This is a genomic window from Serratia sp. CY55921 (assembly GCF_052167655.1).
Classification (GTDB): domain Bacteria; phylum Pseudomonadota; class Gammaproteobacteria; order Enterobacterales; family Enterobacteriaceae; genus Serratia; species Serratia ureilytica.
In genome coordinates, this window is sequence record NZ_JBJNMU010000001.1 from 1,945,615 (window position 1) to 1,971,541 (window position 25,927).

General features: G+C 57.9%; 20 protein-coding genes. 6 read left to right on the plus strand and 14 right to left on the minus strand.

Translation table 11 applies throughout. The annotated features are described in order from the left end of the window. Nucleotides 1-8 precede the first annotated feature (8 nt). The 3 genes from ACJ8M3_RS09480 to cspE all read right to left on the minus strand — a co-directional run bounded on the left by ACJ8M3_RS09480 (nucleotide 9) and on the right by cspE (nucleotide 2,002). Nucleotides 9-1,235, minus strand: coding sequence for a winged helix-turn-helix domain-containing protein (locus tag ACJ8M3_RS09480; RefSeq protein ID WP_089196850.1), 1,227 nt, complete (start codon nucleotides 1,233-1,235; stop codon nucleotides 9-11). Nucleotides 1,236-1,348: 113 nt separating this feature from the next. Beyond that, nucleotides 1,349-1,570 (minus strand): cold-shock protein, encoded by a 222-nt coding sequence (locus tag ACJ8M3_RS09485; protein ID WP_004928241.1) that lies wholly within the window; start codon nucleotides 1,568-1,570, stop codon nucleotides 1,349-1,351. A 222-nt stretch (nucleotides 1,571-1,792) separates the two neighbouring features. Next, a complete protein-coding gene (cspE, locus tag ACJ8M3_RS09490) occupies nucleotides 1,793-2,002 on the minus strand; it encodes a transcription antiterminator/RNA stability regulator CspE (RefSeq protein ID WP_004928244.1) in 210 nt (69 codons plus the stop codon). Between the two features lie 525 nt (nucleotides 2,003-2,527). On the opposite strand from cspE, the gene hglS reads away from it, so the two are divergent. Next, nucleotides 2,528-3,934 carry a 2-oxoadipate dioxygenase/decarboxylase HglS gene (gene hglS, locus ACJ8M3_RS09495; RefSeq protein ID WP_033642565.1) on the plus strand — a complete coding sequence of 469 codons (1,407 nt, stop codon included), beginning with the start codon at nucleotides 2,528-2,530 and terminating at the stop codon, nucleotides 3,932-3,934. Between the two features lie 2 nt (nucleotides 3,935-3,936). Here the strand turns inward: hglS and lpxK are convergent, their stop codons facing one another. The 9 genes from lpxK to ansB all read right to left on the minus strand — a co-directional run bounded on the left by lpxK (nucleotide 3,937) and on the right by ansB (nucleotide 16,235). Beyond that, complete coding sequence (lpxK, locus tag ACJ8M3_RS09500; RefSeq protein ID WP_033642564.1) at nucleotides 3,937-4,917, minus strand: tetraacyldisaccharide 4'-kinase; 981 nt, start codon at nucleotides 4,915-4,917, stop codon at nucleotides 3,937-3,939. Beyond that, on the minus strand, nucleotides 4,917-6,665 hold the full coding sequence (gene msbA, locus ACJ8M3_RS09505) for a lipid A ABC transporter ATP-binding protein/permease MsbA (protein ID WP_033642563.1): 1,749 nt from the start codon (nucleotides 6,663-6,665) through the stop codon (nucleotides 4,917-4,919). Before msbA ends, lpxK begins: the two co-directional genes overlap by 1 nt. Before the next feature lie 35 nt (nucleotides 6,666-6,700). Next, nucleotides 6,701-8,977, minus strand: a complete 2,277-nt coding sequence (locus ACJ8M3_RS09510) for a ComEC family protein (RefSeq protein ID WP_407028792.1) — start codon at nucleotides 8,975-8,977, stop codon at nucleotides 6,701-6,703. Between the two features lie 270 nt (nucleotides 8,978-9,247). Then, nucleotides 9,248-9,532, minus strand: coding sequence for an integration host factor subunit beta (ihfB, locus tag ACJ8M3_RS09515; RefSeq protein ID WP_004928264.1), 285 nt, complete (start codon nucleotides 9,530-9,532; stop codon nucleotides 9,248-9,250). A 62-nt stretch (nucleotides 9,533-9,594) separates the two neighbouring features. Beyond that, entirely contained in the window at nucleotides 9,595-11,268 is a 1,674-nt protein-coding gene (gene rpsA / locus ACJ8M3_RS09520; protein WP_004928267.1) for a 30S ribosomal protein S1, read from the minus strand. A 184-nt stretch (nucleotides 11,269-11,452) separates the two neighbouring features. Further along, the gene (cmk, locus tag ACJ8M3_RS09525; protein WP_101453232.1) at nucleotides 11,453-12,142 is read right to left on the minus strand and encodes a (d)CMP kinase; all 690 of its coding nucleotides are present in this window, start codon (nucleotides 12,140-12,142) and stop codon (nucleotides 11,453-11,455) included. A gap of 258 nt (nucleotides 12,143-12,400) precedes the next feature. Further along, nucleotides 12,401-13,687, minus strand: coding sequence for a 3-phosphoshikimate 1-carboxyvinyltransferase (gene aroA / locus ACJ8M3_RS09530; protein ID WP_047572043.1), 1,287 nt, complete (start codon nucleotides 13,685-13,687; stop codon nucleotides 12,401-12,403). 113 nt (nucleotides 13,688-13,800) lie between these two features. Next, entirely contained in the window at nucleotides 13,801-14,886 is a 1,086-nt protein-coding gene (gene serC, locus ACJ8M3_RS09535; RefSeq protein WP_046686771.1) for a 3-phosphoserine/phosphohydroxythreonine transaminase, read from the minus strand. 302 nt (nucleotides 14,887-15,188) lie between these two features. Beyond that, a complete protein-coding gene (gene ansB, locus ACJ8M3_RS09540; RefSeq protein ID WP_096242108.1) occupies nucleotides 15,189-16,235 on the minus strand; it encodes an L-asparaginase 2 in 1,047 nt (348 codons plus the stop codon). Between the two features lie 148 nt (nucleotides 16,236-16,383). Between ansB and ycaO the strand changes: the two genes are divergently transcribed. The 4 genes from ycaO (at nucleotide 16,384) to pflA (ending at nucleotide 22,826) form a co-directional block, all read left to right on the plus strand. After that, complete coding sequence (gene ycaO, locus ACJ8M3_RS09545; RefSeq protein WP_033642559.1) at nucleotides 16,384-18,147, plus strand: 30S ribosomal protein S12 methylthiotransferase accessory factor YcaO; 1,764 nt, start codon at nucleotides 16,384-16,386, stop codon at nucleotides 18,145-18,147. Between the two features lie 460 nt (nucleotides 18,148-18,607). Then, entirely contained in the window at nucleotides 18,608-19,468 is an 861-nt protein-coding gene (gene focA / locus ACJ8M3_RS09550) for a formate transporter FocA (protein WP_019454548.1), read from the plus strand. Between the two features lie 54 nt (nucleotides 19,469-19,522). Next, nucleotides 19,523-21,805, plus strand: coding sequence for a formate C-acetyltransferase (pflB, locus tag ACJ8M3_RS09555; RefSeq protein ID WP_004928286.1), 2,283 nt, complete (start codon nucleotides 19,523-19,525; stop codon nucleotides 21,803-21,805). A gap of 280 nt (nucleotides 21,806-22,085) precedes the next feature. Continuing rightward, a complete protein-coding gene (gene pflA / locus ACJ8M3_RS09560) occupies nucleotides 22,086-22,826 on the plus strand; it encodes a pyruvate formate lyase 1-activating protein (RefSeq protein ID WP_031299859.1) in 741 nt (246 codons plus the stop codon). Nucleotides 22,827-22,877: 51 nt separating this feature from the next. Here the strand turns inward: pflA and ACJ8M3_RS09565 are convergent, their stop codons facing one another. Continuing rightward, a complete protein-coding gene (locus tag ACJ8M3_RS09565) occupies nucleotides 22,878-24,029 on the minus strand; it encodes an MFS transporter (protein ID WP_033642558.1) in 1,152 nt (383 codons plus the stop codon). 163 nt (nucleotides 24,030-24,192) lie between these two features. Here ACJ8M3_RS09565 and ACJ8M3_RS09570 point away from each other — a divergent pair, with 163 nt between their 5' ends. Then, on the plus strand, nucleotides 24,193-24,558 hold the full coding sequence (locus ACJ8M3_RS09570) for a DUF1801 domain-containing protein (protein WP_033642557.1): 366 nt from the start codon (nucleotides 24,193-24,195) through the stop codon (nucleotides 24,556-24,558). A gap of 54 nt (nucleotides 24,559-24,612) precedes the next feature. Here ACJ8M3_RS09570 and serS read toward each other — a convergent pair whose 3' ends face one another. Further along, the gene (gene serS, locus ACJ8M3_RS09575) at nucleotides 24,613-25,905 is read right to left on the minus strand and encodes a serine--tRNA ligase (RefSeq protein WP_123061552.1); all 1,293 of its coding nucleotides are present in this window, start codon (nucleotides 25,903-25,905) and stop codon (nucleotides 24,613-24,615) included. Nucleotides 25,906-25,927 lie beyond the last annotated feature (22 nt).

A 25,927-nucleotide genomic window follows, 5' to 3' on the forward strand; every position in this document is an offset into this window, starting at 1 on the left:
GTCGCTCGTTATCCCACTTCCCAGCCGGCTCCCCATTCAGCGGCCAACGCCGCCGGAATGTCGCCCAGCGCAACGCGTTGCGCGCCGTGCCAATGAGCCGTGCGCGCGATGGCTTGCCGGATATCCTGCGTTCGCTGTTTGCCGAAGCGCACCTGCGGCTCCGCATGGAAACTGATGATCTCGAAGATGCCCTGGCGTCGGTGCGCCTTGGCATCAATCCGCCCCACCAGGTCGCCCCGATGCAGCACTGGCAACGTGAAGTAACCGTAGCGGCGTTTTTCTTTCGGCGTGTAACACTCCAGCCGATAGTCAAAGTTGAACAGCTCCAGCGCCCGACGACGATCCCACACCACCGGATCAAAAGGCGACAACAGGCTGGTGACCGTCGATTTGAGTTTGCCCTGCTCCGCCAGCGGCAGCAGTTCCGCCAGTGATTCATGCACATAAAACGGCCCTTCCAGCCCCTCGACCCGCACCGGCATAATCTCGCCCTGCTCCTGCAGCGCTGCCAGCAAGGCTTTTGGCGCCACGCGCTTCAGCCGATAGTAGTCCGCCAACCACTCGGCGCGGAAAATGCCCAGATAGCGGCAGGTGCGGCACAGCATCTGCCGGCGCGCCTGTTCCACGGGCAGCGCATGCCGCGCATCGTCCCAGGCCGGCAGCAGCCTTTCGGTCAGATCGTAAACCCGGTGGAAGTTGCGACGTTCGGCCACCATCAGCTTGCCGGCGGTAAACAGGATCTCCAGATGCCGTTTCTCCGGTTTCCAGTCCCACCACCCGCTGTTGCCCTTCTTCTCGGCGCTGAAATCCGCGGAGCGCACCGGCCCCTGTTGTTCGATGTGCCGCAGCAAGCTGTCCATCGCCGCCTGGTGCTGCTGCACCCAGTCGGCGGAGTATTTCCAGCCCATATCATGCGGCGCCAGCATGCGGTGGCGCAGCAGACCAAAATCTTCGATCGGCAGGAAACAGGCCTCGTGCGCCCAATACTCGAACAGCTTGCGGCCGGCGAGCGCCTGCTCAAGCCACTCCGGCTGATAGGCTCCCAAACGGCTGAACAGCACCAGATACGGGCTGCGAGCAACGACGCTAATGGTATCGATTTGTAACAGCCCCATGCGCTGGATCGCACTCACGACATCATCGGGCCGAGCCTGGCGTTTAAGCGGAGAAAGTAGCCCCTGGGCGGCAAGGTGCAGCGCGCGAGCGGCGGTAAGGGAAATGGTCGGGGTGGTCATCCTGATATCCGTGGCGAGTAGGCAATGGCCTGATAATAGTGGATATCGCGGGATTTATCTTCGCCAGTGCTTGCGGGTGGCGACACCGGCACTGGCGAGGAAGGAGGATGCGATCAGAACGCGATAACGTCTGCCGCGGACAGCCCATGCGAGCTGCGATAGATCGAGAACTCAACGTTCTGACCTTCGTTCAACGACTTATTTTTGGTGTTGGCAATAGCGTTGCGATTGACATAGATTTCGTCGCTGCCATCTACCGGTGAAATAAAACCATAGCCTTCGGCCTGATTAAACCATTTCACACGGCCCATTTTTAACACAGTATTTTTAAACATAACTTATATCCTTTTACTTGAGCATCCTTGACAACGTCATTTTTTATATTGTCTGGACGCTACCAGCCCATCCTAAAGTTTTTCGTAACAAACCTCTCGTGAGCAAAAAATTAAAAAACCCGCACTAAGGCGGGCTTGTTGAACTTAATATCTTCCGCATGACTCAGCGCTGAGCGTCACCATGGTTGTATTAAGATCTCTTTATACGCGTTCCCTGTCTTCTTACAGAGCAACTACGTTGGCGGCAGCCGGCCCGCGCGGGCTGTCCTGGATGGTGTACTCGACGCGCTGGCCTTCAGCCAGGGTCTTGAAACCGTCGGTCATGATTGCGGAGAAGTGTACGAATACATCTTTGCCGCCATCGTGCTGCTCAATGAAACCAAAACCTTTGCTTTCGTTGAACCACTTAACTTGACCCGTCTTCTTAGACATTACTTTTACCTTTAAATATATTTACAAAATCTGCCATAAGAGGCAATTGCGGCCATTTCAGAAACATTACTTATGGGAGGTACTTAGAAGGTTCGTCTTTGAAGCGGAATCGGATGATAACGTTTTTGGAGGAACTGCTTAACTCTAAACTCGAACATAAATAGGTCTGGATTACAGGCCGACTTGCATTTACTCATAAAAATGGTGAATGCACAAGGGGTTTATTGCATTAAATTCATAAATACGCCGAATTTATTTTTATCCCTCTGAATATGCATGACTTAATTTAACGCTCGCCGCGGCCGAACCATCGCATTCCCCTCCTCACCGGGGCATCATTTGTCCGTCCGTGCGCTGCAAATGAGAGCTAACGCATAAAACTCTAATATGCTTGCCACGTCTATAACAAATCCCAAATCAGATGGCTAAACTTGAGGGGAAAACAAGGCAGACGGCTTTTTCGCCAGCACTTTTGCCGCTAAAAACACTATTTTTCAGATTATGCTGAATCAAGGAGCTATGCGCATGACCGCCCAGCAGTTCGTTTCACCTAATGAAATCCGCGCCAGATTCTCTCACGCGATGTCGGACATGTACCAAAAGGAGGTACCGCTGTACGGCGATCTGCTGGAACTGGTGGCGGAAACCAACCGACAGGTTCTGCGCGAAGATGCCGCACTGGCTCATCAACTGCAAATCACCGGCGAGATCGAACGCCTTGCGATGGAGCGCCACGGCGCGATCCGGGTCGGCACGGCGGACGAACTGGCCACCCTGCGCCGTCTGTTCCGGGTGATGGGCATGGCGCCGGTCGGTTACTATGATCTGTCGGTGGCGGGCGTTCCCGTGCACTCGACCGCCTTTCGCGCCGTACACGAAGACGCCCTGCAAATCAGTCCGTTCCGCGTGTTTACCTCCCTGCTGCGCCTGGAGCTGATAGAAGATCCCGCGCTGCGTGAGCTGGCTGAGCGCTTGCTGGCGCGCCGCCGCATCTTTACCGATCGCGCGTTGGAACTGATCGCGCTGCAGGAAGCGCAAGGCGGGCTAAATGAGGTGCAGGCGCAAGAATTTGTCGAACAAGCGCTGGAAACCTTCCGCTGGCACAACCAGGCGACGGTCAGCGCCGAAGAATACCGGCAGTTGCACGATCAGCATCGCCTGATCGCCGACGTGGTGGCGTTTAAAGGGCCGCATATCAATCATCTGACACCGCGCACGCTGGATATCGATCGCGTTCAGCAGGCGATGCCCGCCCGCGGCATTACGCCCAAGGCGGTCATCGAGGGCCCGCCGCGTCGCCGTCGCGCGATCCTGCTGCGCCAGACCAGCTTCAAGGCGTTGGAAGAACGCGTCGATTTCGTCGAGCATGACGGCCGCGTCGTCGCCGGCCATCATACCGCGCGCTTCGGCGAGATCGAACAGCGCGGTGTGGCGCTGACGACTAAAGGAAGAGAACTCTACGACCGTCTGCTGAAGGCCACCAACGATGCGCTGCAGGCGCCGCCGAGCGAGAAAAATGCCGAACGCTATTATCAGCTGCTGGAAGAAAACTTCCGGGCGTTTCCGGATGATTACGCCACGCTGCGCGAGCAACAGCTGGCCTGGTTCCGCTATTTCCCGACCGAATGCGGCCTGGCGGCCAAAGAATCACTGGATAAGCACAGCACCCTGGAGCAACTGATCGAGAAAGAACACGTTCGCTTCCAGCCACTGGTATATGAAGATTTTCTGCCGGTCAGCGCGGCGGGGATTTTCCAATCGAATCTGGGGGACAGCCGCCATACACAGTACAATGCGGCGTCAAGCCGGGCAGCGTTTGAACAAGCGTTGGGCAGTGAGGTGATCGACGAGCTGGCGCTGTATCAGCAAACCCAGCAGCGCTCGCTGGAAGCCTGCGCGCAAGCCTTGGGGCTTGTCACGCTGGCATCCTGAGATTACTTAGACAGCAGGGACTCGATATCCTGCAGCAGTTGCTCAGCCTGAGCGGACGGTAGCACCGCATCAACCGGTAGATACCACCAATTGGGCTGGGCAAAGGCGCGACACTTCACCGCGTCCTTCTCCGTCATCAACAGCGTTTGATCTGCATTAACCAACGCCGCCAGCTGCGCCTGCTGATATTCCTGATGATCGGCAAACGCCACTTCCTGCACGACTTCGACGTTCAACTTTTCCAACGTCGCGAAGAAACGCGGCGGATGGCCGATACCCGCCATCGCCACCACGCGCGGCAGCTCGGCCACCGGGCGACGTTCACCGCTCAGCAGGTTCACCGCATCACGCGCCTGCAGACGCATGGCAATTTCCCCGGCCTGCGCCACGCCGCCATTGGCGACGCGCGCATCGACGCTGCCAAGTCGCGCAGCGCGCTCGCGCATCGGCCCGGCCGGCAACCACCAGCCGTTACCGAACCGACGCACACCGTCGATGACCACCAGCTCGAAGTCACGCTGTAAAGCGTAGTGCTGCAAGCCGTCGTCGGTGATGATCACATCCAGCGGCTGTTGTTGCAGCAGAGCCTGCACCGCCTCGGCGCGCTTGGGCGCGATCGCCACGGGCGCCCCGGTACGCTGATAAATCAGCACCGGCTCATCACCCGCCTCGCGGGTCGACGTATTCTGACCCAGCACCAGAGGATAGACCGCTGACTTGCCGCCGTAGCCGCGCGACACCACCCCAACACGGTAGCCCCGTTGCTGCAGGTGCTCCACCAGCCAGATCACCATCGGCGTTTTGCCGTTGCCGCCGGCGGTGAGATTACCCACCACCACGACCGGCACCGGCGAACGCCAACTTTTACGCAGGCCGCAGCGGTAACTGAGGCGGATCAGCCAACTGAACAGGCCATACAGCCACGAGAGCGGCAATAGCGCCAGATAAAGCAGCGAACCGCCGGACCAGATGCGCTCAATCATTATTGACCAAACTGCATGCGGTGCAGCTGCGCATAGGCGCCCTGCCGCTCAAGCAACTCGGCGTGCTCACCGCGTTCGACGATGCGGCCGTCTTCCACCACCAGGATCTCGTCCGCCTTTTCAATGGTCGACAGACGGTGCGCGATCACCAGTGAAGTTCGGTCTTTCTGCAGTTCGTCCAGCGCGGCCTGAATGGCCCGCTCGGACTCGGTATCCAGCGCAGAGGTCGCCTCATCCAGGATCAGGATCGGGCAGTCACGCAGCAGCGCGCGCGCGATGGCGATGCGCTGGCGTTGGCCGCCGGACAGCATGACGCCGTTTTCACCGATCACCGTATCCAGGCCGTTTTCCATCTTGTTGATGAAGTCCATCGCGTACGCCATTTCGGCCGCTTTCTCGATCTGCTCGCGGCTGTATTCGCTCTCACGCGCATAGGCGATATTGTTGGCGATGGTGTCGTTGAACAGGTGCACGTTTTGCGAAACCAGGGCCACCTGATTACGCAGTGAGGCCAGGGTGTATTCGCGCAGATCGTGGCCATCCATCAGAATTTCGCCTTCCTGGATATCATAGAAACGCGTCAACAGGTTGGCGATGGTCGATTTCCCCGAACCGGAACGGCCCACCAGCGCTACGGTCTTGCCTTCGGCGATGTTCAGGTTGATATCACGCAGCGCCGGCGTTTCCTTCGACGGGTAGTAGAAGGTGACATTGCGGAATTCGATATCGCCTTTCGCGCGCTTCACTTCGCGGGTGCCGGTATCTTTTTCCTGTTCCATATCCAAAATGGAGAACAGCGTCTGGCACGCCGCCATCCCGCGTTGGAACTGGGCATTGACGTTGGTCAGCGACTTCAGCGGACGCATCAGCGCAATCATCGACGAGAACACCACGGTAATGGTACCGGCGGTCAGGGTTTCCATCACGCTTGGGAAGCTGGCGGCAAACAGCACGAACGCCAGCGCCAGCGAAGCGATCAGCTGAATGATCGGATCGGAAATCGAAGACGCGGAAACCAGCTTCATGCCTTGCTGACGCATGCGGTTGCTGACCGAATTAAAGCGCTCGGTTTCCACCTGCTGGCCGCCGAAGATCAGCACTTCTTTATGGCCTTTCAGCATCTGTTCGGCGCTGGTGGTCACCTGCCCCATCGTGTTCTGCATGTTCTTGCTGATGTTGCGGAAACGCTTGGACACCAGGCGAATGGCAATGGAGACGATCGGCGCCAGCACGATCAGGATCACCGACAACTGCCAGCTGTAATAGAACATCATGATGAACAGGCCAATGATCGAAGCCCCTTCGCGCACCACGGTCACCAGCGCGCTGGAAGAGGAGGAAGCCACCTGTTCGGAATCATAGGTAATGCGCGACAACAGGGTCCCGGTGGACTGTTGATCGAAGAAGGCCACCGGCATTCTCATCATGTGGCCAAACAGGCGGCGGCGCATCTGCATCACCACCATGCCGGAAACCCAGGAAATGCAGTAGCTTGAAACAAAGCTGGTTACGCCGCGCATCAACATCAGCGCGATGACGGCCAACGGCATCCACACCAGCACGCTGCTGTCGGTTTTTCCAAACCCATCGTCCAATAGCGGTTTAAGCAGAGACAGCATCAGCGTGTCCCCCGCTGCGTTCATAATCAACGCAATGGCGGCTACAATCAGCCCGGTCTTAAAAGGAGTGATCATCGGCCAGAGTCGACGGAATGTCTGCCAGGTCGAGAGATCTTTATCATTCATCATGCAAATACCAGCATCGGAAGAAATAGCGGCCTATTTTACTCATTATCACCCTCTACGCCAAACCGCTGATGGTACCAACGGGGCATTAATTGTTCGCGAAAGCCTTTAATTTGCCAATCGTTGTCGAAAAAAAGTACCGATAACTGGCCGGAGCGCGTCGTATCGCGCCATATAATGCCATTTGCCCGGTATCTGGCGACCACTTTACGCGCCGGCAAACGCCATTTGTTGTAACGAGATGCTGACGCCAATGCCGCCTGAGGATTAACCGCGCGCAGAAACGGCGGCGTGGAAGAGGTTCGGCTGCCATGATGCCCCACCTGCAACACCGTCGCCGCCAAGCGATCGCGCCGCAATCGGAGCAGCTGCGCCTCCGCCTTTTTTTCCGCGTCGCCGGTAAGCAGCAGGCTGTGTTTCCCGTCGTCGATACGGATCACGCAAGAGTCGTCATTGCCCGGCTTTTTACGCGTTTTCGGCGGCCACAGCACTTCGAATTGTAACCCTTGCCAGCGCCAGCGCTCACCGGCGACGCAGGGCAAGTGCCCCTCCCCGCGCATCGGGCTGCGTACCGTAGCCCCTGGAAACGCCCGTCGCACCGTCGGCAGGCCACCGGTATGATCGAGATGATCATGGCTGATAATGATCTGTTCCAATTCAATTCCCCGCCAGTTCAACATTGGCATAATATGCCGTTCGGCGGCGCTGCCGCCCGGCCAACGCTCGCCGGTATCGTACAGTATTCCCTTGCCGTTTCGCTCAATGACCACCGCCAAGCCGTGCCCGACATCGAGCATATCGACTCGCCAGCGGTATCCCGGCTCTTTTTCCCGCCACAGCACACAGCATATCGCTACCGTCGCCAGCCCCGGTGCATAACGCCGCCACCAATGAAAGCGCCAACAGACGACGATGAGCCACCCCGCCGCGCTGGCCAGCAGCGAGGCAGCCCCCAGATCCACCCAACCGCGTTGCAGGTAATGCAGCGGCACAAACACCCAGTGCAGCGTGAAGTCCGCCAGCCACCATAGCCCGTAGCTTAACGAGGGAAAGAAGCCAAATATCACCGCCAGCAAAATCAGCGGCACCGTCACCAATGAGACAATAGGTACCGCCCACAGATTGGCGGGTAGCGAGGTCAACGTCAGGCCCAGAAACAGCGCGGCCTGCATCGGCACCAGCAGCAGCGTCATGCCGAGCTGAATATGCAGCCAGCGCACCGGCGCCCAATACCAGGCCGACCGGAATCGCTCACCGAGCGGCGCCCATTCAAACCAAAAAATCAGGCAACCTACCGCCAGCACCGACAGCCAGAAACTGTCTGACAATACCGCCAGCGGATCGCACAGCAAAATCAGCCCGATACACCATAGCCACACCTGCCAGGAAGAACAATGAACGCCGCGCAGGCGCAGCAACATCCACAATGTCATGGCCAACACGGTACGCACCGCCGGCGGCTGGGCGCCCACCAACCAGACATAGATCAGCGTCGCCACCCAGCCCGCGACCAGGGGAAAACGATAGCCAATCAGATGGGAGGGAAGAAAAAACTGCAGCGCCCGCAGCGCAGCCCAGAACAAAATGGCGACCATCGCCACATGAAGCCCTGAAATGGCCATTAAATGCGCAATGCCGGTTTTCAGCATCAGCGTGCGTAAAGGCTGTTCCAGCGCGGTTCGCTCCCCAAACGCCAGCGCCAACAATACCGCCTTGTAACGCAGCTCACCGATGTTGGTTTCCGCATGGCTGATTATGCGCTGACGCAGGCTACAACCGCCATCCAGCAAACGGGCCTGCCTGACCAGGCCCGTCAACGGCTGGCGCTGTGCGATCGCCCAACGTTGGCTGTCGAAGCCCCCTTCATTGAGCTTGCCGTGCACCGGCCGCAAGCGCAGTTTCAATTGCCAACGCTGCCCGGCGCACAGCCGCTGCTGTTCCGGGGCCCATAGCGTGGTAAACATCAATGCAGGCGCCAGCCAATGGCCATCGATCCGCTCGATACGCATTAGCGTCTGCTTGCTGGCGGCCGGATTCAACGCGATGCTGCTTACCTGCACCACCGCCGTCACTTCCGGCCCGCGGATCAAACGCTCCATTTGCCCGATCAGGCTTCCGGCATTGAAAACCGCCCACGCGAACCCCAACCCCAGGTAGGCCAAATAACGGCAGAATGGCCTGCGCGTGCGCAGCAGTAAACAGACAACAAGCAAAAGCGGCCACAGCAGCCATTGCTCGGGCAACTGCGGTAAAACCAACAGCGGCAGGATGCCGCAGATAACGGCGAATATCGCCAGATCCAGCGAAATTTTGATCGCTTTTCTCCCATCGGCTCCGCCATGAGCAAAGACGCGTCACGGCAAGCAAGCAGGATCATTCAGGCGACACGTCGCCGCCAGCGGGCTTTAACGAAGATGCGCTGAACATGGCAGGATAAGAGAGATCTATGCAGGAGCCACATCGTCAATGCGGCGCAGTACGCAACTCGCGAGCGTATCGCGGAGAATTGCAGGCGAAAAAAAACGGCGCCTTACAGGCACCGTTTTATATTCTTTTCAAGCAACAACGCTATGAGCAGTCAGCGACTAGCCATAGATATTGGCGCGGTCACGCAACTCTTTGCCTGGTTTGAAGTGAGGAACGTACTTGCCGTCCAGCTCAACTTTGTCACCGGTTTTCGGGTTGCGACCTACACGCGGGGCACGGTAGTGAAGAGAAAAACTGCCGAATCCGCGGATCTCAATGCGTTCGCCCTCGGCCAGCGTAGCGGCCATGTGCTCAAGCATCTCTTTCACTGCATCCTCAACGGCCTTCGCCGGAATATGAGATTGCTGGCCAGCAAGTCTTTCAATAAGTTCAGACTTGGTCATAGTACCTCCAAGCTTTGCAGCTAAACTACCGTATCGGGGCGGTCAGAGACCGCCCCCCGTCATTACTCGCCTTTAGCCGCTTTGAAAGCTTCAGCCATTGCGTTAGAGAAGTTGCCTTCTTCCTGTTTGTTGTTAACAGTTGCGATGGCGTCTTTCTCGTCAGCTTCGTCCTTAGCACGTACGGACAGGCTTACAACGCGGTTCTTACGGTCAACGCCGGTGAATTTAGCTTCAACTTCGTCACCTACGTTCAGAACCAGAGTTGCATCTTCAATGCGGTCGCGAGAGGCTTCAGATGCACGCAGGTAACCTTCTACGCCGCCTGCCAATTCAACTGTAGCACCTTTGGCGTCAACTGCAGTGACTTTACCAGTAACAATAGCACCTTTCTTGTTCATAGACAGGTAGTTATTGAACGGGTCTTCAGCCAGTTGCTTCACGCCCAGGGAGATACGCTCGCGCTCTGCGTCAACTTGCAGAACAACCGCAGCGATTTCGTCGCCTTTCTTGTATTCACGTACTGCTTCTTCGCCTGCAACGTTCCAGGAGATGTCAGACAGGTGAACCAGGCCGTCGATGCCGCCGTCCAGGCCGATGAAGATACCGAAGTCAGTGATAGACTTGATTTTACCTTCAACGCGGTCGCCCTTGTTGTGGGTCTCTGCGAACTGCTGCCATGGGTTGGATTTGCACTGCTTCAGGCCCAGGGAGATACGACGACGTTCTTCATCGATGTCCAGAACCATCACTTCCACTACGTCGCCCACGTTAACAACTTTGGACGGATGGATGTTTTTGTTGGTCCAATCCATTTCAGAAACGTGTACCAGACCTTCAACGCCTTCTTCGATTTCTACGAAGCAGCCGTAATCAGTCAGGTTGGTTACACGGCCAGTCAGCTTGGTGCCTTCTGGGTAACGTTTCGCGATAGCAACCCATGGATCTTCGCCCAGCTGTTTCAGGCCCAGGGATACACGAGTACGCTCGCGGTCGAACTTCAGCACTTTAACAGTGATTTCATCGCCAACGTTGACGATTTCGCTTGGATGCTTAACGCGCTTCCAAGCCATGTCAGTGATGTGCAGCAGGCCGTCTACGCCGCCCAGATCAACGAATGCACCGTAGTCAGTGAGGTTCTTAACGATACCTTTAACTTCCATGCCTTCCTGCAGGTTTTCCAGCAGTTGATCGCGCTCAGCGCTGTTCTCGGATTCGATAACCGCACGGCGAGAAACGACAACGTTGTTGCGCTTCTGATCCAGCTTGATGACTTTGAACTCAAGCTCTTTGCCTTCCAGGTGCAGAGTGTCACGTACCGGACGCACGTCAACCAGGGAACCTGGCAGGAACGCGCGGATGCCGTTCAGCTCGACGGTGAAGCCACCCTTCACTTTGCCGTTGATAACACCGGTTACAGTCTCAGCTTCTTCGTAGGCTTTTTCCAGCGTGATCCAAGCTTCGTGACGCTTAGCTTTCTCACGGGACAGCAGGGTTTCACCGAAGCCGTCTTCAACAGCATCCAGAGCAACGTCAACTTCGTCACCAACCTGGATTTCCAGCTCGCCCTGGGCGTTTTTGAATTGCTCAGCCGGGATGGCAGACTCAGATTTCAGACCGGCGTCAACCAGTACGATATCTTTGTCGATAGCAACAACGACGCCACGAACGATGGAACCCGGGCGGGTTTCGATTTCTTTTAAGGATTCTTCAAAGAGTTGAGCGAAAGATTCAGTCATGTTGTTAATCTTCAGGGTTCTTTAGTTTAACGTCCATTTAGCGTCCCGCCGAATGGGGTTGTTTCACATACCCCGCCATTGGCTCCATGCCGACAGGGTTTAAGGTTACAGGGGTAAAATTTTACCCGATATATTGCGATACCGCTATGACAAATATGACAAAAAGCCAATAGCGCCGCCGCGCTTATTGCTGCGGCAACGCCAACACTTTCTGTGCATACGTCAACGCCTGCCGGATCACTTCTTCAATCGACATGCTGGTAGAATCCAGCACGAGGGCGTCAGAAGCGGGCACCAGAGGCGCGATAGGCCGATTACGGTCACGGTCGTCCCGTTCCTTTATCTCGGCTAAAAGACGTTCAAAGTTAACATTAAAGCCCTTTTCCTGCAACTGCAGCATGCGGCGGTGCGCGCGCTCCTCCGAGCTGGCGTCGAGGAAAATCTTGACCGGCGCGTCCGGGAACACCACCGTGCCCATGTCGCGGCCATCGGCAATCAGGCCGGGGGCCTCGCGAAACGCGCGCTGGCGGCGCAGCAGCGCCTCGCGCACGCGCGGAAACGCCGCAGCTTGCGACGCGGTGTTGCCGACGGTTTCGGTGCGGATCTCATTGCTGACGTCCTCACCTTCCAAAATCACTTGCAGCTTGCCCTCCTGGGCAACGAAGCGAACATCGAGATGTGCGGCCAGCGGAACCAGCGCTTCCTCAGAAGTGATATCCACCTGATGATGCAACGCCGCCAGCGCCAGCACGCGATAGATCGCGCCGGAATCCAGCAAACGCCAACCAAGGGACTCGGCCAACGCTTTACACAGCGTGCCTTTGCCTGCGCCACTTGGTCCATCAACGGTTATCACCGGGGCTGTAGCCGTCATTTCTCTCTCCTTCAGGTAGAAAACCTCACAGAGACACGGCGCGCTTCGACTCGAAGCCCGGGTGCTCTGTCACCTGCCCAATCAGGGGCAAATACGGTGGCGTATTATACGCTGCCCTACGGCGATCTGTTACCCTGGAACTGTCCGGTTGTTGAAAATAAGCGCACAACCGCGAAAAAGTATAGAAGAAACGCCGGTCGCCGGGGGTTAAAAACGATAAAGGCCCGCAAAGGGGCCTTAAAAGAAATGATCTGACGGTTACGCCGGCTGGCTGATGCGAGCCAGCTGTTCGAAATAGTCCGGGAAGGTTTTCGCGGTGCACTTCGGATCGAGGATCGTGACCGGGGTATCCGACAGCGCCACCAGCGAGAAGCACATCGCCATGCGGTGATCGTTGTAGGTGCCGATCTCGGCGAACTGCAGCTTGGCCGGCGGCACGACGTGAATGTAGTCTTCGCCCTCGTCCACTTCCGCCCCCACTTTACGCAGCTCGGTGGCCATCGCCGCCAGACGGTCAGTTTCCTTTACCCGCCAGTTGTAGATATTGCGGATGGTGGTCGGCCCCTCGGCGAACAGCGCCGCGGTGGCGATGGTCATCGCCGCATCCGGAATGTGGTTCATGTCCATATCGATGCCGCGCAGTTCACCGCGGCTGCACTCGATAAAATCGTCGCCCCAGGTGATGCGCGCCCCCATCTTCTCCAGCACATCGGCAAACTTGGTGTCGCCCTGCACGCTTTTGCGGCCGATGCCGGTCACGCGCACGGTGCCACCTTTGATCGCCGCCGCCGCCAGGAAGTAGGACGCGGAAGAAGCGTCGCCTTCAACCAGGTAGTCGCCCGGCGCGATATACGTCTGGCGCCCCTGGATATGGAACACCCGGTAGTTGTCGTGGCTCACCGATACGCCGAAGGTGCGCATCAGGTGCAACGTGATGTCGATGTACGGCTTGGAAACCAACTCGCCCTTGATGTGGATCTGCGTATCCTGCGGCGCCAGCGGCGCGGTCATCAGCAACGCGGTCAGGAACTGGCTGGAGACGCTGCCGTCGACGGTGACATCGCCGCCCCGGAAGCCGCCACGCAGGCGAATCGGCGGGTAATCGGTCTGCTCGAGATAATCAATCTGCGCCCCGCCCTGGCGCAACGCGTCCACCAAATGGCCAATCGGACGTTCTTTCATGCGGGGTTCCCCGGTCAGCACCACGTCGCCTTCACCGAGGCACAGCGCCGCCGCCAGTGGGCGCATCGCGGTGCCGGCGTTGCCGAGGAACAGTTCCAGCGGCTGGTCGGCCACCAGCGGCCCAGCCACGCCGGTGACTTCACACACGGTGCGGTCGGCGGAAAGCCGGTAGTTCACGCCCAACGCCTGCAGCGCATTCAGCATATGACGCACATCGTCGCTGTCCAGCAAGTTGGTCAGCCGGGTCGTTCCCTCCGCCAGCGCCGCCAGCAGCAGAGCGCGGTTAGAAACGCTCTTCGAGCCGGGTAAGTTGACGGTGCCATTGACCAGGGCGACCGGTTGTAACGTCAGGGAATCCACCATGTGAACAAAACTCTCCAATTCTGATAAACGAAACGGCTCCGGAATAATGCCGGAGCCGCTTTAATGCAAAAGGACAACAGCTTGGTCAGCCCGCGCCCGGCGAGCTGACGGGATCAACCGTGACGACGCTCGAAGTCGGTCATAAAGTCGGTCAGCGCCTGTACGCCGGCCAGCGGCATGGCATTGTAAATAGAAGCGCGCATGCCGCCAACTACCCGGTGACCTTTCAGCGCCTGCAGGCCGATAGCCTCGGCTTCGCTGAGGAACACCTTGTCCAGCGCCGCATCGGCCAGCTGGAACGGCACGTTCATCCAAGAACGATTGGCGATCGCCACCTGGCTGCGGTAGAAGTCGGATTTATCGATGGTCGCGTACAGCAGCTCGGCCTTGGCCTGATTGCGTTTTTGCATCTCCACCAGGCCGCCCTGCTCTTTCAACCATTTGAATACCAGCCCGGACAGGTACCAGGCGAAGGTCGGCGGGGTGTTGAACATCGAATCGTTCTCGGCCAGCACAGTGTAATCGAGGATAGACGGCACTTCTTTACGCGCCTTGCCCAACAGATCGTCACGCACAATCACCAGCGTCAGGCCGGCCGGGCCGATATTTTTCTGTGCCCCGGCGTAAATCACGCCGAAGCGGCTGACGTCGAGCGGGCGGGACAGGATGGTCGAGGAGTAATCGCCGATCACCACTTTGTCGCCGAAGTCCGGCGTTTCATCGATGGCTACGCCGTCGATGGTTTCATTTGGGCAATAATGCACGTAAGCCGCGTCGTCGCTCAGCTGCCACTCTTTCATCGGCTTGATGCCGCTCAGGCCGTCGATGCGGGTTTTCACGTCGATGACGTTCGGGGTGCAATACTTTTCCGCTTCCTTGATGGCGCTATGCGCCCAATAGCCGCCGTCGATGTAGTCGGCGGTGGCCTTGTCGCCCAGCAGGTTCAGCGGCAGCGCGGCGAATTGCGCGCGGGCGCCGCCGTGGCAAAACAGCACTTTATAGTTGGAGGGGACTTTCAGCAGATCGCGCAGATCCTGTTCCGCCTGCTCGGCTACGGCGATGAATTCTTTGCTGCGGTGACTGATCTCCATCACTGACGTTCCCAGGCCGTGCCAGTTGCACAGTTCCTGTTCCGCACGACGCAACACTTCCACCGGCAGCATCGCCGGGCCAGAGCTAAAATTATAAACCTGAGTCATTTCCCCTCACCACATTCACTGTTCGCCGCAGAAAAGCGACCTGTCGAAAAGACGCCCGAAGTTAACGCTCGCGTTAACCAACCCTTCGGTTTTATCACTCACGCCCCATGGCTGCAACGCTTATTCGCCCGCCGGCGGCAAACAGGCGCACCGGGTGATGACAGGCTCTGCGGTCGGCGCGTTTTTTTGGACGATAAAACCCTGCGACATGGGGAAATTCAGCGGGTTAACGCGGTGTTTTATGCTGTATTCAGCCGAGATGGCTGCGGGAGCCCGGACGGCCCCCGCAGGAGAGAAAACGATCAGTACTGATTGAACATTTGCTGGATCTGCTTCGCATCTTTGGTTTGCGTCAACGCCAGCTGCAGCAGAATGCGGGCCTTTTGCGGATTCAGCGTGCCGGCGGCCACGAAGCCGTACTTGGCGTCGTCCACTTCCGCATCCTCCGTGGTGGCGCCGGTCGGCACGCGCGAAGAACGCACTACCGCCACGCCGCTGTGCGCCGCCGTCGCCAGGGTGTCGAACACGGTTTTATACAGGTTGCCGTTGCCGACCCCGGCGCTGACGATGCCCTGGTACCCTTCGGCGATCAACGCCTTGACCGGCGCATCAGAGGCGTTGGCGTAGTTGTAAATGATGCCGACCTTCGGCAGTTCGTTCAGCTTGCTGACGTCGAACGGCGTCTCCCGGGTGTGCTTGCGCTGCGGCGAACGCTGATAATCGATCTTGCCGTTGTGGATATACCCGAGCGGGCCGAAGTTCGGCGACTGGAAGGTTTGCACGGCGGTGGTGCTGGTTTTGGTGACATCTCGTGCGTCCAGCACGCGGTCGTTCATCGCCACCAGCACCCCGCGGTTGGCCGATTGCGGATCCGCCGCCGTCACCACCGCGTTATACAGATTGAACGGGCCGTCGGCGCTCATCGCCGTCGCCGGCCGCATCGCCCCGACCAGCACTACCGGCTTGTCGCACTTCACCGTCAGATCGAGGAAATAGGCCGTCTCTTCCAGCGTATCGGTGCCGTGGGTGATGACGAAGCCGTCGGTTTTGCCGCAGTCGGCGTCAATTTTCTTCGCCAACGTCAGCCAGACCTGATCGTTCATGTCCTGCGAGCCGATGTTAACCACCTGCTCCCCCTGCACGTTGGCGATGTTCTTCAGCGCCGGCACCGCATCGACCAGCGCCTCGACGCCCAGTTTGCCCGCGGTATAGTTGGATTTCGTCGCCGAATCGCCGCCGCCGGCGATGGTGCCGCCGGTCGCCAGCAGGGTGATGTTGGGCAGCGCCAGCGCCGAGGCGCTGACGCCGGTCAACAAAAGGGTTAACACGCTGAGTTTCACTGATTTCATTAGATTTCTCCGTGACAGATAACTCGCTGAATTATGGCCTTTATCCTTAAAAAAACTGTGACTTTGCCGCCGCTTTAGGAATACGTGGAGCTCCAGCGTAAAACCCCGTATCATTGCGCGTTTTTAGTACGCGCAAAAAGTGAAGACAATGACGCAAACTTTTATCCCCGGTAAAGACGCCGCCCTGGAAGATTCCATCGCCCGTTTCCAGCAGAAACTGAGCGATCTCGGTTTCAACATCGAAGAAGCCTCCTGGCTGAACCCGGTGCCGCACGTATGGTCGGTGCACATTCGCGATCGCGATTGCCCGCTGTGCTTCACCAACGGCAAAGGCGCCAGCAAAAAAGCCGCGTTGGCCTCTGCGCTGGGTGAATATTTCGAGCGCCTGTCCACCAACTACTTCTTCGCCGATTTCTATCTGGGCAAGCAGATCGCCGAAGGCGACTTCGTGCACTACCCGAATGAGAAATGGTTCCCGATCCCAGCGGACGATGCGCTGCCGGCCGGCATCCTCGACGAGCGTCTGCACGCCTTCTACGATCCGCAACAAGAGCTGAGCGCCAGCGATCTTGTCGATCTGCAGTCCGGCAATGCCGATCGCGGCATCTGCGCGCTGCCGTTCACCCGTCAGTCCGATCAGCAAACGGTATACATTCCGATGAACATCATCGGCAACCTGTATGTTTCCAACGGCATGTCCGCCGGCAACACCGCCAACGAAGCGCGCGTGCAGGGCCTGTCGGAAGTGTTCGAGCGCTATGTGAAAAACCGCATTATCGCCGAATCCATCAGCCTGCCGGCGATCCCGGACGAGGTGCTGAACCGCTACCCGGGCGTGGTGGAAGCCATCGCCAAGCTGGAAGAGGAAGGTTTCCCAATCCTCTCCTACGACGCCTCGCTGGGCGGCAACTACCCGGTGATCTGCGTGGTGCTGTTCAACCCGACCAACGGCACCTGCTTCGCCTCGTTCGGCGCGCACCCGGACTTCGGCGTGGCGCTGGAGCGCACGGTGACCGAACTGCTTCAGGGCCGCAGCCTGAAAGATCTCGACGTGTTCACCGCGCCGACCTTCGATGACGAAGAAGTGGCGGAACACACCAACCTGGAAACGCACTTCATCGACTCCAGCGGCCTGATCTCCTGGGATCTGTTCAAGCAGGACGCGGACTATCCGTTCGTTGACTGGAACTTCAGCGGCAGCACGCAGGAAGAGTTCGCCACCCTGATGAGCATCTTCGACAAAGAAGACGCGGAAGTGTACATCGCCGACTACGAACACCTGGGCGTCTACGCTTGCCGCATCATCGTGCCGGGCATGTCCGATATCTACCCGGCGGAAGACCTGCTGCTGGCCAACAACAGCATGGGCGCGCACCTGCGCGATACGCTGCTGGCGTTGCCGGGCAGCGAGTGGGAGCCGGAAGAATACCTGGCGCTGATCGAGCAGTTGGACGACGAAGGGCTGGACGATTTCACCCGCGTACGCGAACTGCTGGGCATTGCCAGCGGCAAAGACAACGCCTGGTATACCCTGCGCGTGGGCGAGCTGAAGTCGATGCTGGCGCTGGCGGGCGGCGATCTGGATCAGGCGCTGATTTGGACCGAATGGACGCAGGACTTCAACGCCTCGGTGCTGAGCCCGGCGCGCAGCAACTACTACCGTTGCCTGCAAACGCTGTTGCTGCTGGCGCAGGAGCCTGAGCGCGAAGCGGCGCAATACTATACCGCGTTCGTGAAAATGTACGGCCAGGAAGCGGTGGACGCGGCCTCGGCCGCCATCAGCGGTGAAGAGCGCTTCAACGGGCTGTTCGCCGTCGATGCCGATCTGAAGGCGTTGCCGGCCCATCAGGCGCTGCTGGCGGCCTACGAGAAGCTGCAGGCGGCCAAGCGCCGTCACTGGGCCAAGGCCTAATCGCCATTGGGGGTACCGCCACTTTTGGGGTACCCTCCCGGTCAAACGCCGCACTCCGCTGCGGCGTTTTCATTTTGCGGTTTATTTCAACGCATTCTGTTTTATTTCCCCGCAGGAAAATAGGCGGTTAAACGAGCATAAGAATAAATAAACCGGCGATTGTTGCCGGACGGTGAAATAATAATTAACCGATAATTAAACTTTCAGCGACGAACGGCGACAAAACGCCTAAAAATTTAACTTTGACACCCTCGGCACATCGGGTGAATTCAAAAAAAATTGCAAACATTAAAAAATTGTTTTTTGTTTAAATTCAATAAATTAACCATAAAAAACCACACAGAAAACATGCCATTTTGGCGCTCTACTTCCCCGCCTTATGATCCAAATCAAATTTTCCCCTATACTGCTTTGCTAGTATCTCATTGCGTTGTTTTAACCCTTAAGAGCGAGAGTTAGTTTGAAAACTGACAGCCCATTCGATCTGATTTTACCTGCGGCAACGGCGAAAATCGCTGAAGATGCCGGCGTGTATAAAGCCACCAAACATCCGCTGAAAACGTTTTATTTGGCGATCACCGCCGGTGTCTTCATTTCCATCGCCTTCGTTTTCTACATTACGGCGACCACCGGCACCGCCGGCGTGCCTTTCGGGCTGGCGAAACTGGTCGGCGGCATCTGTTTCTCTCTCGGGTTAATGCTGGTGGTGGTGTCGGGCGCCGACCTGTTCACCTCTACCGTGCTTATCGTCATCGCCAAGGCCAGCGGCCGCATCAGCTGGGGCCAACTGGGCGCCAACTGGCTGAACGTTTATCTCGGCAACCTGGTCGGCGCGCTGTTCTTCGTGGCGCTGATCTGGTTCTCCGGCGAGTATATGGTCGCCAACGGCCAGTGGGGCCTGAATGTTCTGCAAACCGCGGACCACAAGCTGCATCACACCTTTATCGAAGCCGTCTGCCTCGGCATTCTGGCTAACCTGATGGTCTGCCTGGCGGTCTGGATGAGCTACTCCGGCCGTACCCTGACCGACAAGATGCTCGCCATGGTGCTGCCGGTCGGTATGTTTGTCGCCAGCGGCTTCGAACACAGCATCGCCAACATGTTTATGATCCCTATGGGCATCGTGGTCAAACACTTCGCCACGCCGGAATTCTGGCAAGCCGTAGGGGCGGTACCTGAGCAATTCGCTCATCTGACAGTAAGCAATTTCATCATCGACAACCTGATTCCGGTCACCATTGGTAACATCATCGGCGGCGGTCTGCTGGTTGGGTTGACTTACTGGGTAATTTATCTGCGCGGGGGCCGCGAACAGCACTAAGCTGTGAGTTACCGCGCGCAGAGTTAGAAATCCACAATCAAAGGTAGGTGTACAATGACCGAACTTAACGAGAAATTAGCCAACGCTTGGGAAGGTTTCAGCAAGGGTGACTGGCAGAATGAAGTCAACGTTCGTGACTTCATCCAGAAAAACTACACGCCTTATGAAGGTGACGAATCCTTCCTGGCTGGCGCAACTCAAGCCACCACCACCTTGTGGGACAAGGTTATGGAAGGGATCAAACTGGAAAACCGCACTCATGCGCCGGTTGATTTCGACACCAACGTTGCTTCAACCATCGTTTCTCACGACGCGGGTTACATCGCCAAAGAGCTGGAAACCATCGTGGGTCTGCAGACCGACGCCCCTCTGAAACGCGCGCTGATCCCGTTCGGCGGCATCAAAATGGTCGAAGGTTCGTGCAAAGTGTACGGCCGCGAACTGGATCCGCAGCTGAAAAAAGTGTTCACCGAATACCGTAAAACCCACAACCAGGGCGTATTCGACGTTTACACCAAAGACATCCTGAACTGCCGTAAATCCGGCGTGCTGACCGGTCTGCCAGACGCTTACGGCCGTGGCCGCATCATCGGCGACTACCGCCGCGTGGCGCTGTACGGCATCGACTTCCTGATGGCCGACAAGCTGAACCAGTTCAAATCGCTGCAGGAAAAACTGGAAAACGGCGAAGACCTGGAAATGACCATCCAGCTGCGCGAAGAGATCGCTGAACAGCATCGCGCTCTGGCTCAGATCAAAGAGATGGCCGCCAAATACGGTTACGACATCTCCGGCCCGGCCACCAGCGCCCAAGAAGCGGTGCAGTGGACCTACTTCGGCTACCTGGCCGCGGTGAAATCCCAGAACGGCGCCGCCATGTCCTTCGGCCGCGTGTCCACCTTCCTCGACGTGTTCATCGAACGCGACATCAAAGCGGGCAAACTGACCGAAGAGCAAGCGCAGGAACTGATCGACCACCTGGTGATGAAACTGCGTATGGTGCGCTTCCTGCGTACCCCTGAGTACGATGAACTGTTCTCCGGCGACCCAATCTGGGCGACTGAATCCCTGGCCGGTATGGGCGTCGACGGCCGTACCCTGGTCACCAAAAACAGCTTCCGCTTCCTGAACACCCTGTACACCATGGGGCCGTCTCCGGAGCCGAACATGACCATCCTGTGGTCTGAGAAGCTGCCGCTGAACTTCAAGAAATTCGCGGCGAAAGTGTCCATCGACACCTCTTCCGTACAGTACGAAAACGACGACCTGATGCGTCCTGACTTCAACAACGATGACTACGCCATCGCCTGTTGCGTCAGCCCGATGATCGTCGGTAAGCAAATGCAGTTCTTCGGCGCCCGCGCCAACCTGGCGAAAACCATGCTGTACGCCATCAACGGCGGCGTTGACGAGAAACTGAAAATGCAGGTCGGCCCGAAAGAAGCGCCGATGATGGACGAAGTGCTGGACTATGACAAAGTCATGGCCCGCATGGACCACTTTATGGATTGGCTGGCCAAGCAGTACGTGACCGCGCTGAACATCATTCACTACATGCACGACAAGTACAGCTACGAAGCTGCGCTGATGGCGCTGCATGACCGTGACGTTTATCGCACCATGGCTTGCGGCATCGCCGGTCTGTCCGTTGCGGCCGACTCCCTGTCCGCCATCAAGTACGCGAAAGTCACCACCATTCGCGACGAAGACGGCCTGGCTATCGACTTCAAAGTGGAAGGCGAGTACCCGCAGTTCGGTAACAACGACGCCCGCGTCGATGACATCGCCTGTGACCTGGTGGAACGTTTCATGAAGAAAATTCAGAAACTGCGCACCTACCGCAACGCGGTACCGACTCAGTCCGTACTGACCATCACCTCCAACGTGGTGTACGGTAAGAAAACCGGTAACACCCCGGATGGCCGCCGCGCAGGCGCACCGTTCGGCCCAGGTGCCAACCCGATGCACGGCCGTGACCAGAAAGGTGCAGTCGCCTCCCTGACCTCGGTAGCCAAACTGCCGTTTGCCTACGCGAAAGACGGGATCTCCTACACCTTCTCCATCGTGCCTAACGCGCTGGGTAAAGACGACGACGTGCGTAAAGCCAACCTGGCGGGCCTGATGGATGGTTACTTCCACCATGAAGCCTCCATCGAAGGCGGTCAGCATCTGAACGTCAACGTAATGAACCGCGAAATGCTGCTGGATGCGATGGAAAATCCTGAGAAATACCCTCAGCTGACCATCCGCGTCTCCGGTTACGCCGTGCGCTTCAACTCGCTGACCAAAGAGCAACAGCAGGACGTCATTACTCGTACCTTCACTCAAACGATGTAATAACGCCGACCGGGCGGGAGACCGCCCGGTGCCAACGTCGGGGCCGGTTCTGCCGGCCCTTTTCTCCCACCGCTCTCCCCTGACTCTGTGCGAGTCTGTTTTGCCGGACATCTATACTGAATGGATAGCCGGCAAAACAGTTATCCGGCAACTGACCGGCCGACAGGCATCATTACCCCCGGTGGCGGATCCCCCGCCGCTGCATCGCAGATACCTGGCCGGCGGCCACGCGCCTATTTTTAGACTGCGTTTGACAGTCCATATTGGAGAAAACCCCGCAATGTCAGTAACTGGTCGCATCCACTCCTTCGAATCCTGCGGCACCGTCGATGGGCCCGGGATCCGCTTTATCGTCTTCTTCCAGGGCTGCCTGATGCGCTGCCTCTATTGCCATAACCGTGACACCTGGGACACCCACGGCGGCAAAGAAGTGACCGTCGAAGAGCTGATGAAAGACGCGGTGGCCTACCGCCACTTCATGAACGCTTCCGGCGGTGGCGTGACCGCGTCCGGCGGCGAGGCGATCCTGCAGGCTGAATTCGTGCGCGACTGGTTCCGCGCCTGTCATGCCGAAGGCATCAACACCTGCCTGGACACCAATGGCTTCGTGCGCCGCTACGATCCGGTGATCGACGAATTGCTGGACACCACCGATCTGGTGATGCTGGATCTGAAACAGATGAACGACGAGATCCACCAGAATCTGGTCGGCGTCTCCAACCACCGCACGCTGGAATTCGCCCGCTATCTGGCGAAACGCAACCAGCGCACCTGGATCCGTTACGTGGTGGTGCCGGGCTGGTCAGACGACGATAAATCGGCGCACCTGCTGGGCGAGTTCACCAAAGACATGACCAACATCGAGAAAATCGAGCTGCTGCCTTACCACGAGTTGGGCAAGCACAAATGGATAGCGATGGGGGAAGAGTACAAACTGGACGGCGTACATCCGCCGAAGGCCGAGACCATGGATCGCGTCAAAGGCATCCTGGAAAGCTACGGCCACAAAGTGATTTACTGACTGACGCAGCGCCAAAGAAAAAACCGGCTCATGGCCGGTTTTTTTTTATGCTCAGGCGGCGGCGAACGGCGTGTGATGGCGATCCGGCTTCTGCTTTTTCAGCAGCATCAGCAGGTAAACCAACGCCACGGCGGCTATCATCACGAACAGCACGCGGTCGGAATAGTTCTGCATCAGCAGCGCCGTCATCGATGGGCCCAGCAAGCTGCCGATGGTATAACTCATCAGCAGCGCCTGGTTCATCGCCACCAGTTCGTGCGGCATTGCCTTCTCACAGGCCCAGGACATCGCCACCGGATACAGGGTAAAGCCGGCGCAGCCGAGGATGAACAGTGAAGGCGCCATAGCGTAGTTGCCGAGCATCGCCACGCTGGCGAGGATCACCACAAACACCTGAATGCGCAGCACCAGCAGGCGCCCGTAACGATCGGCCAGGCGCCCGACAGGCCATTGGCCGACGATGCCGGAGCTGACCAACAGCGCCATCCAGTAGCCGACGTTAGCGTCGCTCATGCCCTGATGAGAGAGATACAGCGGCATCAGGCCATACAGCGAGCCGAGCACGATGCCGGAGATGATGCAGCCGTTGATGCCCAGGCGCGCGCTGCGGCGTCTCAACATTGTCCATACCGCCGCCTGCTGCGGCTCGTCTTCATGGCGGTTTACCCGCGCGAACAACATCGGCAACATGGCGCTGATCACGATCGCGGTCACCCACGGCACCACATGCAGCAATTCGGTCGAGGTCATGCTCAACAGTAATTGGCCGGTCACCGTACCGAGGTAATAGACAATCATATAGGCCGCCAGCAGCTGGCCACGGTTGCTCAAATTGCCGCTGCGCAAAAGCGCGCTCTCCACGATCACCCAGATCCAGGCACACCCGACGCCGGCGAAGAAGCGCCAGCCCAGCCAGCTCCAGAAATCGATCGACAGCACCATGCCGGCGGTCGCGGCGGCGAACAGCAAACAAGAGAGATGATAGCTGCGGGTGAAGCCAACGCGCTGGATCAGTTTGCCCGCTACCAACGTGCCCAACAGGTTGCCGCTGAAATAAGAGGAACTGACCATACCCACTTGCCAGGTCGACAGCTGAGCATGGGTTAACCAAAGCGGCACTAACGTATTCAAAACGGCAATGGATACCGTGAGCAGCAAGAGGCCGCAGAGCAATAAGAGCACCGGGCGGGAGTAAGCGGACATAGTGAAATTGTGACCGAACGCGCAATGAGAGTGCGCGCATCATGCCACTGGCGATAAAAAAGTCAATCGCCTCTTATCATTCCAGCGCACGATTTGTTTCCGGCTAAGCGGCTGAAAAAGCGCTATGCTCAGCGCAGAGCGGATTTAACGACGGAGAAGCGAGATGATTCAGGCAAATAATGCGGCGGTCGAGACCTTGCTGGCAGACATCGGCAGCACGCACGGTGAGCTGCTGGAGATCGTACAACAGGTGCGTCGGGTCGCCACGGCGAGCGGCAGTGGCATCACCGAATCGGTCAAATACGGCGGCATCATGTTCTCGCATACTCAATTTTTCTGCGGCGTTTTCGCCTACCGCAATCACGTCACGGTGGAATTCGGCCAAGGGCACCGACTGGAAGATCGCTATCAGCAACTTGAAGGCAACGGCCAATATCGGCGGCACATCAAGCTCCACACGCCCGCCGAAGTGAAAAGCAAGCACCTGGCGGACTACATTAAACAGGCCTACGCGCTGGCGACAGACTGAATTTCCAACATAAAAAAAAGCGCCCGCAGGCGCTTTTTTCAAATGCTTTGCCGTTTAACCGATGTATTCCAGGCCGCCCATATAAGGACGCAGCACTTCAGGTACCTGAATGCGGCCGTCGGCCTGCTGGTAGTTTTCCAGCACCGCCACCAGCGTACGGCCAACCGCCAGGCCGGAGCCGTTCAGCGTGTGGACCAGACGCGGCTTCTTGTCGGCTTTGCTACGGCAGCGCGCCTGCATGCGGCGTGCCTGGAAGTCCCACATGTTGGAGCAGGACGAGATCTCGCGGTAGGTATCCTGCGCCGGCAGCCACACTTCCAGATCGTAGGTTTTGCATGCGCCGAAGCCCATGTCGCCGGTGCACAGCAGCACCTTGCGGTAAGGCAGGTTCAGCAGCTGCAGCACTTTTTCCGCGTGGCCGGTCAGCTCTTCCAGGGCATCCATCGAATCTTCCGGACGAACGATCTGCACCATTTCAACCTTGTCGAACTGGTGCATGCGGATCAAACCGCGGGTGTCACGGCCGTAAGAACCGGCTTCCGCACGGAAGCATGGCGTGTGCGCGGTCATCTTCAGCGGCAGAGTTTCCTCTTCCACGATCTCGTCGCGCACCAGGTTGGTCAGCGGCACTTCCGCCGTTGGGATCAGCGCGTAGTTGCTGCTGTCGGCTTCTTCTTCCAGCGGGCGGGTATGGAACAGGTCTTCGCCGAACTTCGGCAGTTGGCCGGTGCCGTACAGCGTGGCGTGGTTGACCAGGTAAGGCACGTAGGCCTCCAGGTAGCCGTGCTGTTCGGTGTGCAGATCCAGCATGAACTGGGACAGCGCGCGGTGCATGCGGGCGATTTGCCCTTTCATCACCACGAAGCGCGAACCGGTCAGCTTAACCGCGGCGGCAAAATCCAGCCCGCCGGCCATTTCGCCCAGATCGACATGATCGCGCACCGCGAAGTCGTATTGGCGCGGTTCACCCCAGCGGGTGACTTCCAGGTTTTCGCTGTCGTCTTTACCGTCCGGCACGGCGTCGTCCGGCAGGTTAGGCAGCGTCAGGGCATAATCGCGGATCTCGCTCTGCAGCGCATCCAGTTCCGCCTTGGCGGCATCCAGCTTGTCACCCAGCTCGTTCACTTCGCGACGCAGCGGCTCGATGTCTTCCCCACGCGCTTTGGCCGCGCCGATGGATTTCGATCGGGAGTTGCGTTCCGCTTGCAGCGTTTCAGTTTCTACCTGCAGAACTTTGCGGCGTTCTTCCTGCGAACGCAGCAGATCCAGATCGAGTTTAAAGCCTCGGCGAGCCAGTTTGACGGCGACTGCGTCTAGCTCATTACGCAGCAGATTGGGATCGAGCATGCTAATCCTGTGCTTGTTGTTA

Bases quoted from the DNA above. Each gene is read 5' to 3' on its own strand.
- ACJ8M3_RS09480 (WP_089196850.1), bottom strand. From the start codon at position 1,235: ATGACCACCCCGACCATTTCCCTTACCGCCGCTCGCGCGCTGCACCTT.
- ACJ8M3_RS09485 (WP_004928241.1), bottom strand. From the start codon at position 1,570: ATGTTTAAAAATACTGTGTTAAAAATGGGCCGTGTGAAATGGTTTAAT.
- cspE (WP_004928244.1), bottom strand. From the start codon at position 2,002: ATGTCTAAGAAGACGGGTCAAGTTAAGTGGTTCAACGAAAGCAAAGGT.
- hglS (WP_033642565.1), top strand. From the start codon at position 2,528: ATGACCGCCCAGCAGTTCGTTTCACCTAATGAAATCCGCGCCAGATTC.
- lpxK (WP_033642564.1), bottom strand. From the start codon at position 4,917: ATGATTGAGCGCATCTGGTCCGGCGGTTCGCTGCTTTATCTGGCGCTA.
- msbA (WP_033642563.1), bottom strand. From the start codon at position 6,665: ATGATGAATGATAAAGATCTCTCGACCTGGCAGACATTCCGTCGACTC.
- ihfB (WP_004928264.1), bottom strand. From the start codon at position 9,532: ATGACCAAGTCTGAACTTATTGAAAGACTTGCTGGCCAGCAATCTCAT.
- rpsA (WP_004928267.1), bottom strand. From the start codon at position 11,268: ATGACTGAATCTTTCGCTCAACTCTTTGAAGAATCCTTAAAAGAAATC.
- cmk (WP_101453232.1), bottom strand. From the start codon at position 12,142: ATGACGGCTACAGCCCCGGTGATAACCGTTGATGGACCAAGTGGCGCA.
- aroA (WP_047572043.1), bottom strand. From the start codon at position 13,687: ATGGTGGATTCCCTGACGTTACAACCGGTCGCCCTGGTCAATGGCACC.
- serC (WP_046686771.1), bottom strand. From the start codon at position 14,886: ATGACTCAGGTTTATAATTTTAGCTCTGGCCCGGCGATGCTGCCGGTG.
- ansB (WP_096242108.1), bottom strand. From the start codon at position 16,235: ATGAAATCAGTGAAACTCAGCGTGTTAACCCTTTTGTTGACCGGCGTC.
- ycaO (WP_033642559.1), top strand. From the start codon at position 16,384: ATGACGCAAACTTTTATCCCCGGTAAAGACGCCGCCCTGGAAGATTCC.
- pflB (WP_004928286.1), top strand. From the start codon at position 19,523: ATGACCGAACTTAACGAGAAATTAGCCAACGCTTGGGAAGGTTTCAGC.
- pflA (WP_031299859.1), top strand. From the start codon at position 22,086: ATGTCAGTAACTGGTCGCATCCACTCCTTCGAATCCTGCGGCACCGTC.
- ACJ8M3_RS09565 (WP_033642558.1), bottom strand. From the start codon at position 24,029: ATGTCCGCTTACTCCCGCCCGGTGCTCTTATTGCTCTGCGGCCTCTTG.
- ACJ8M3_RS09570 (WP_033642557.1), top strand. From the start codon at position 24,193: ATGATTCAGGCAAATAATGCGGCGGTCGAGACCTTGCTGGCAGACATC.
- serS (WP_123061552.1), bottom strand. From the start codon at position 25,905: ATGCTCGATCCCAATCTGCTGCGTAATGAGCTAGACGCAGTCGCCGTC.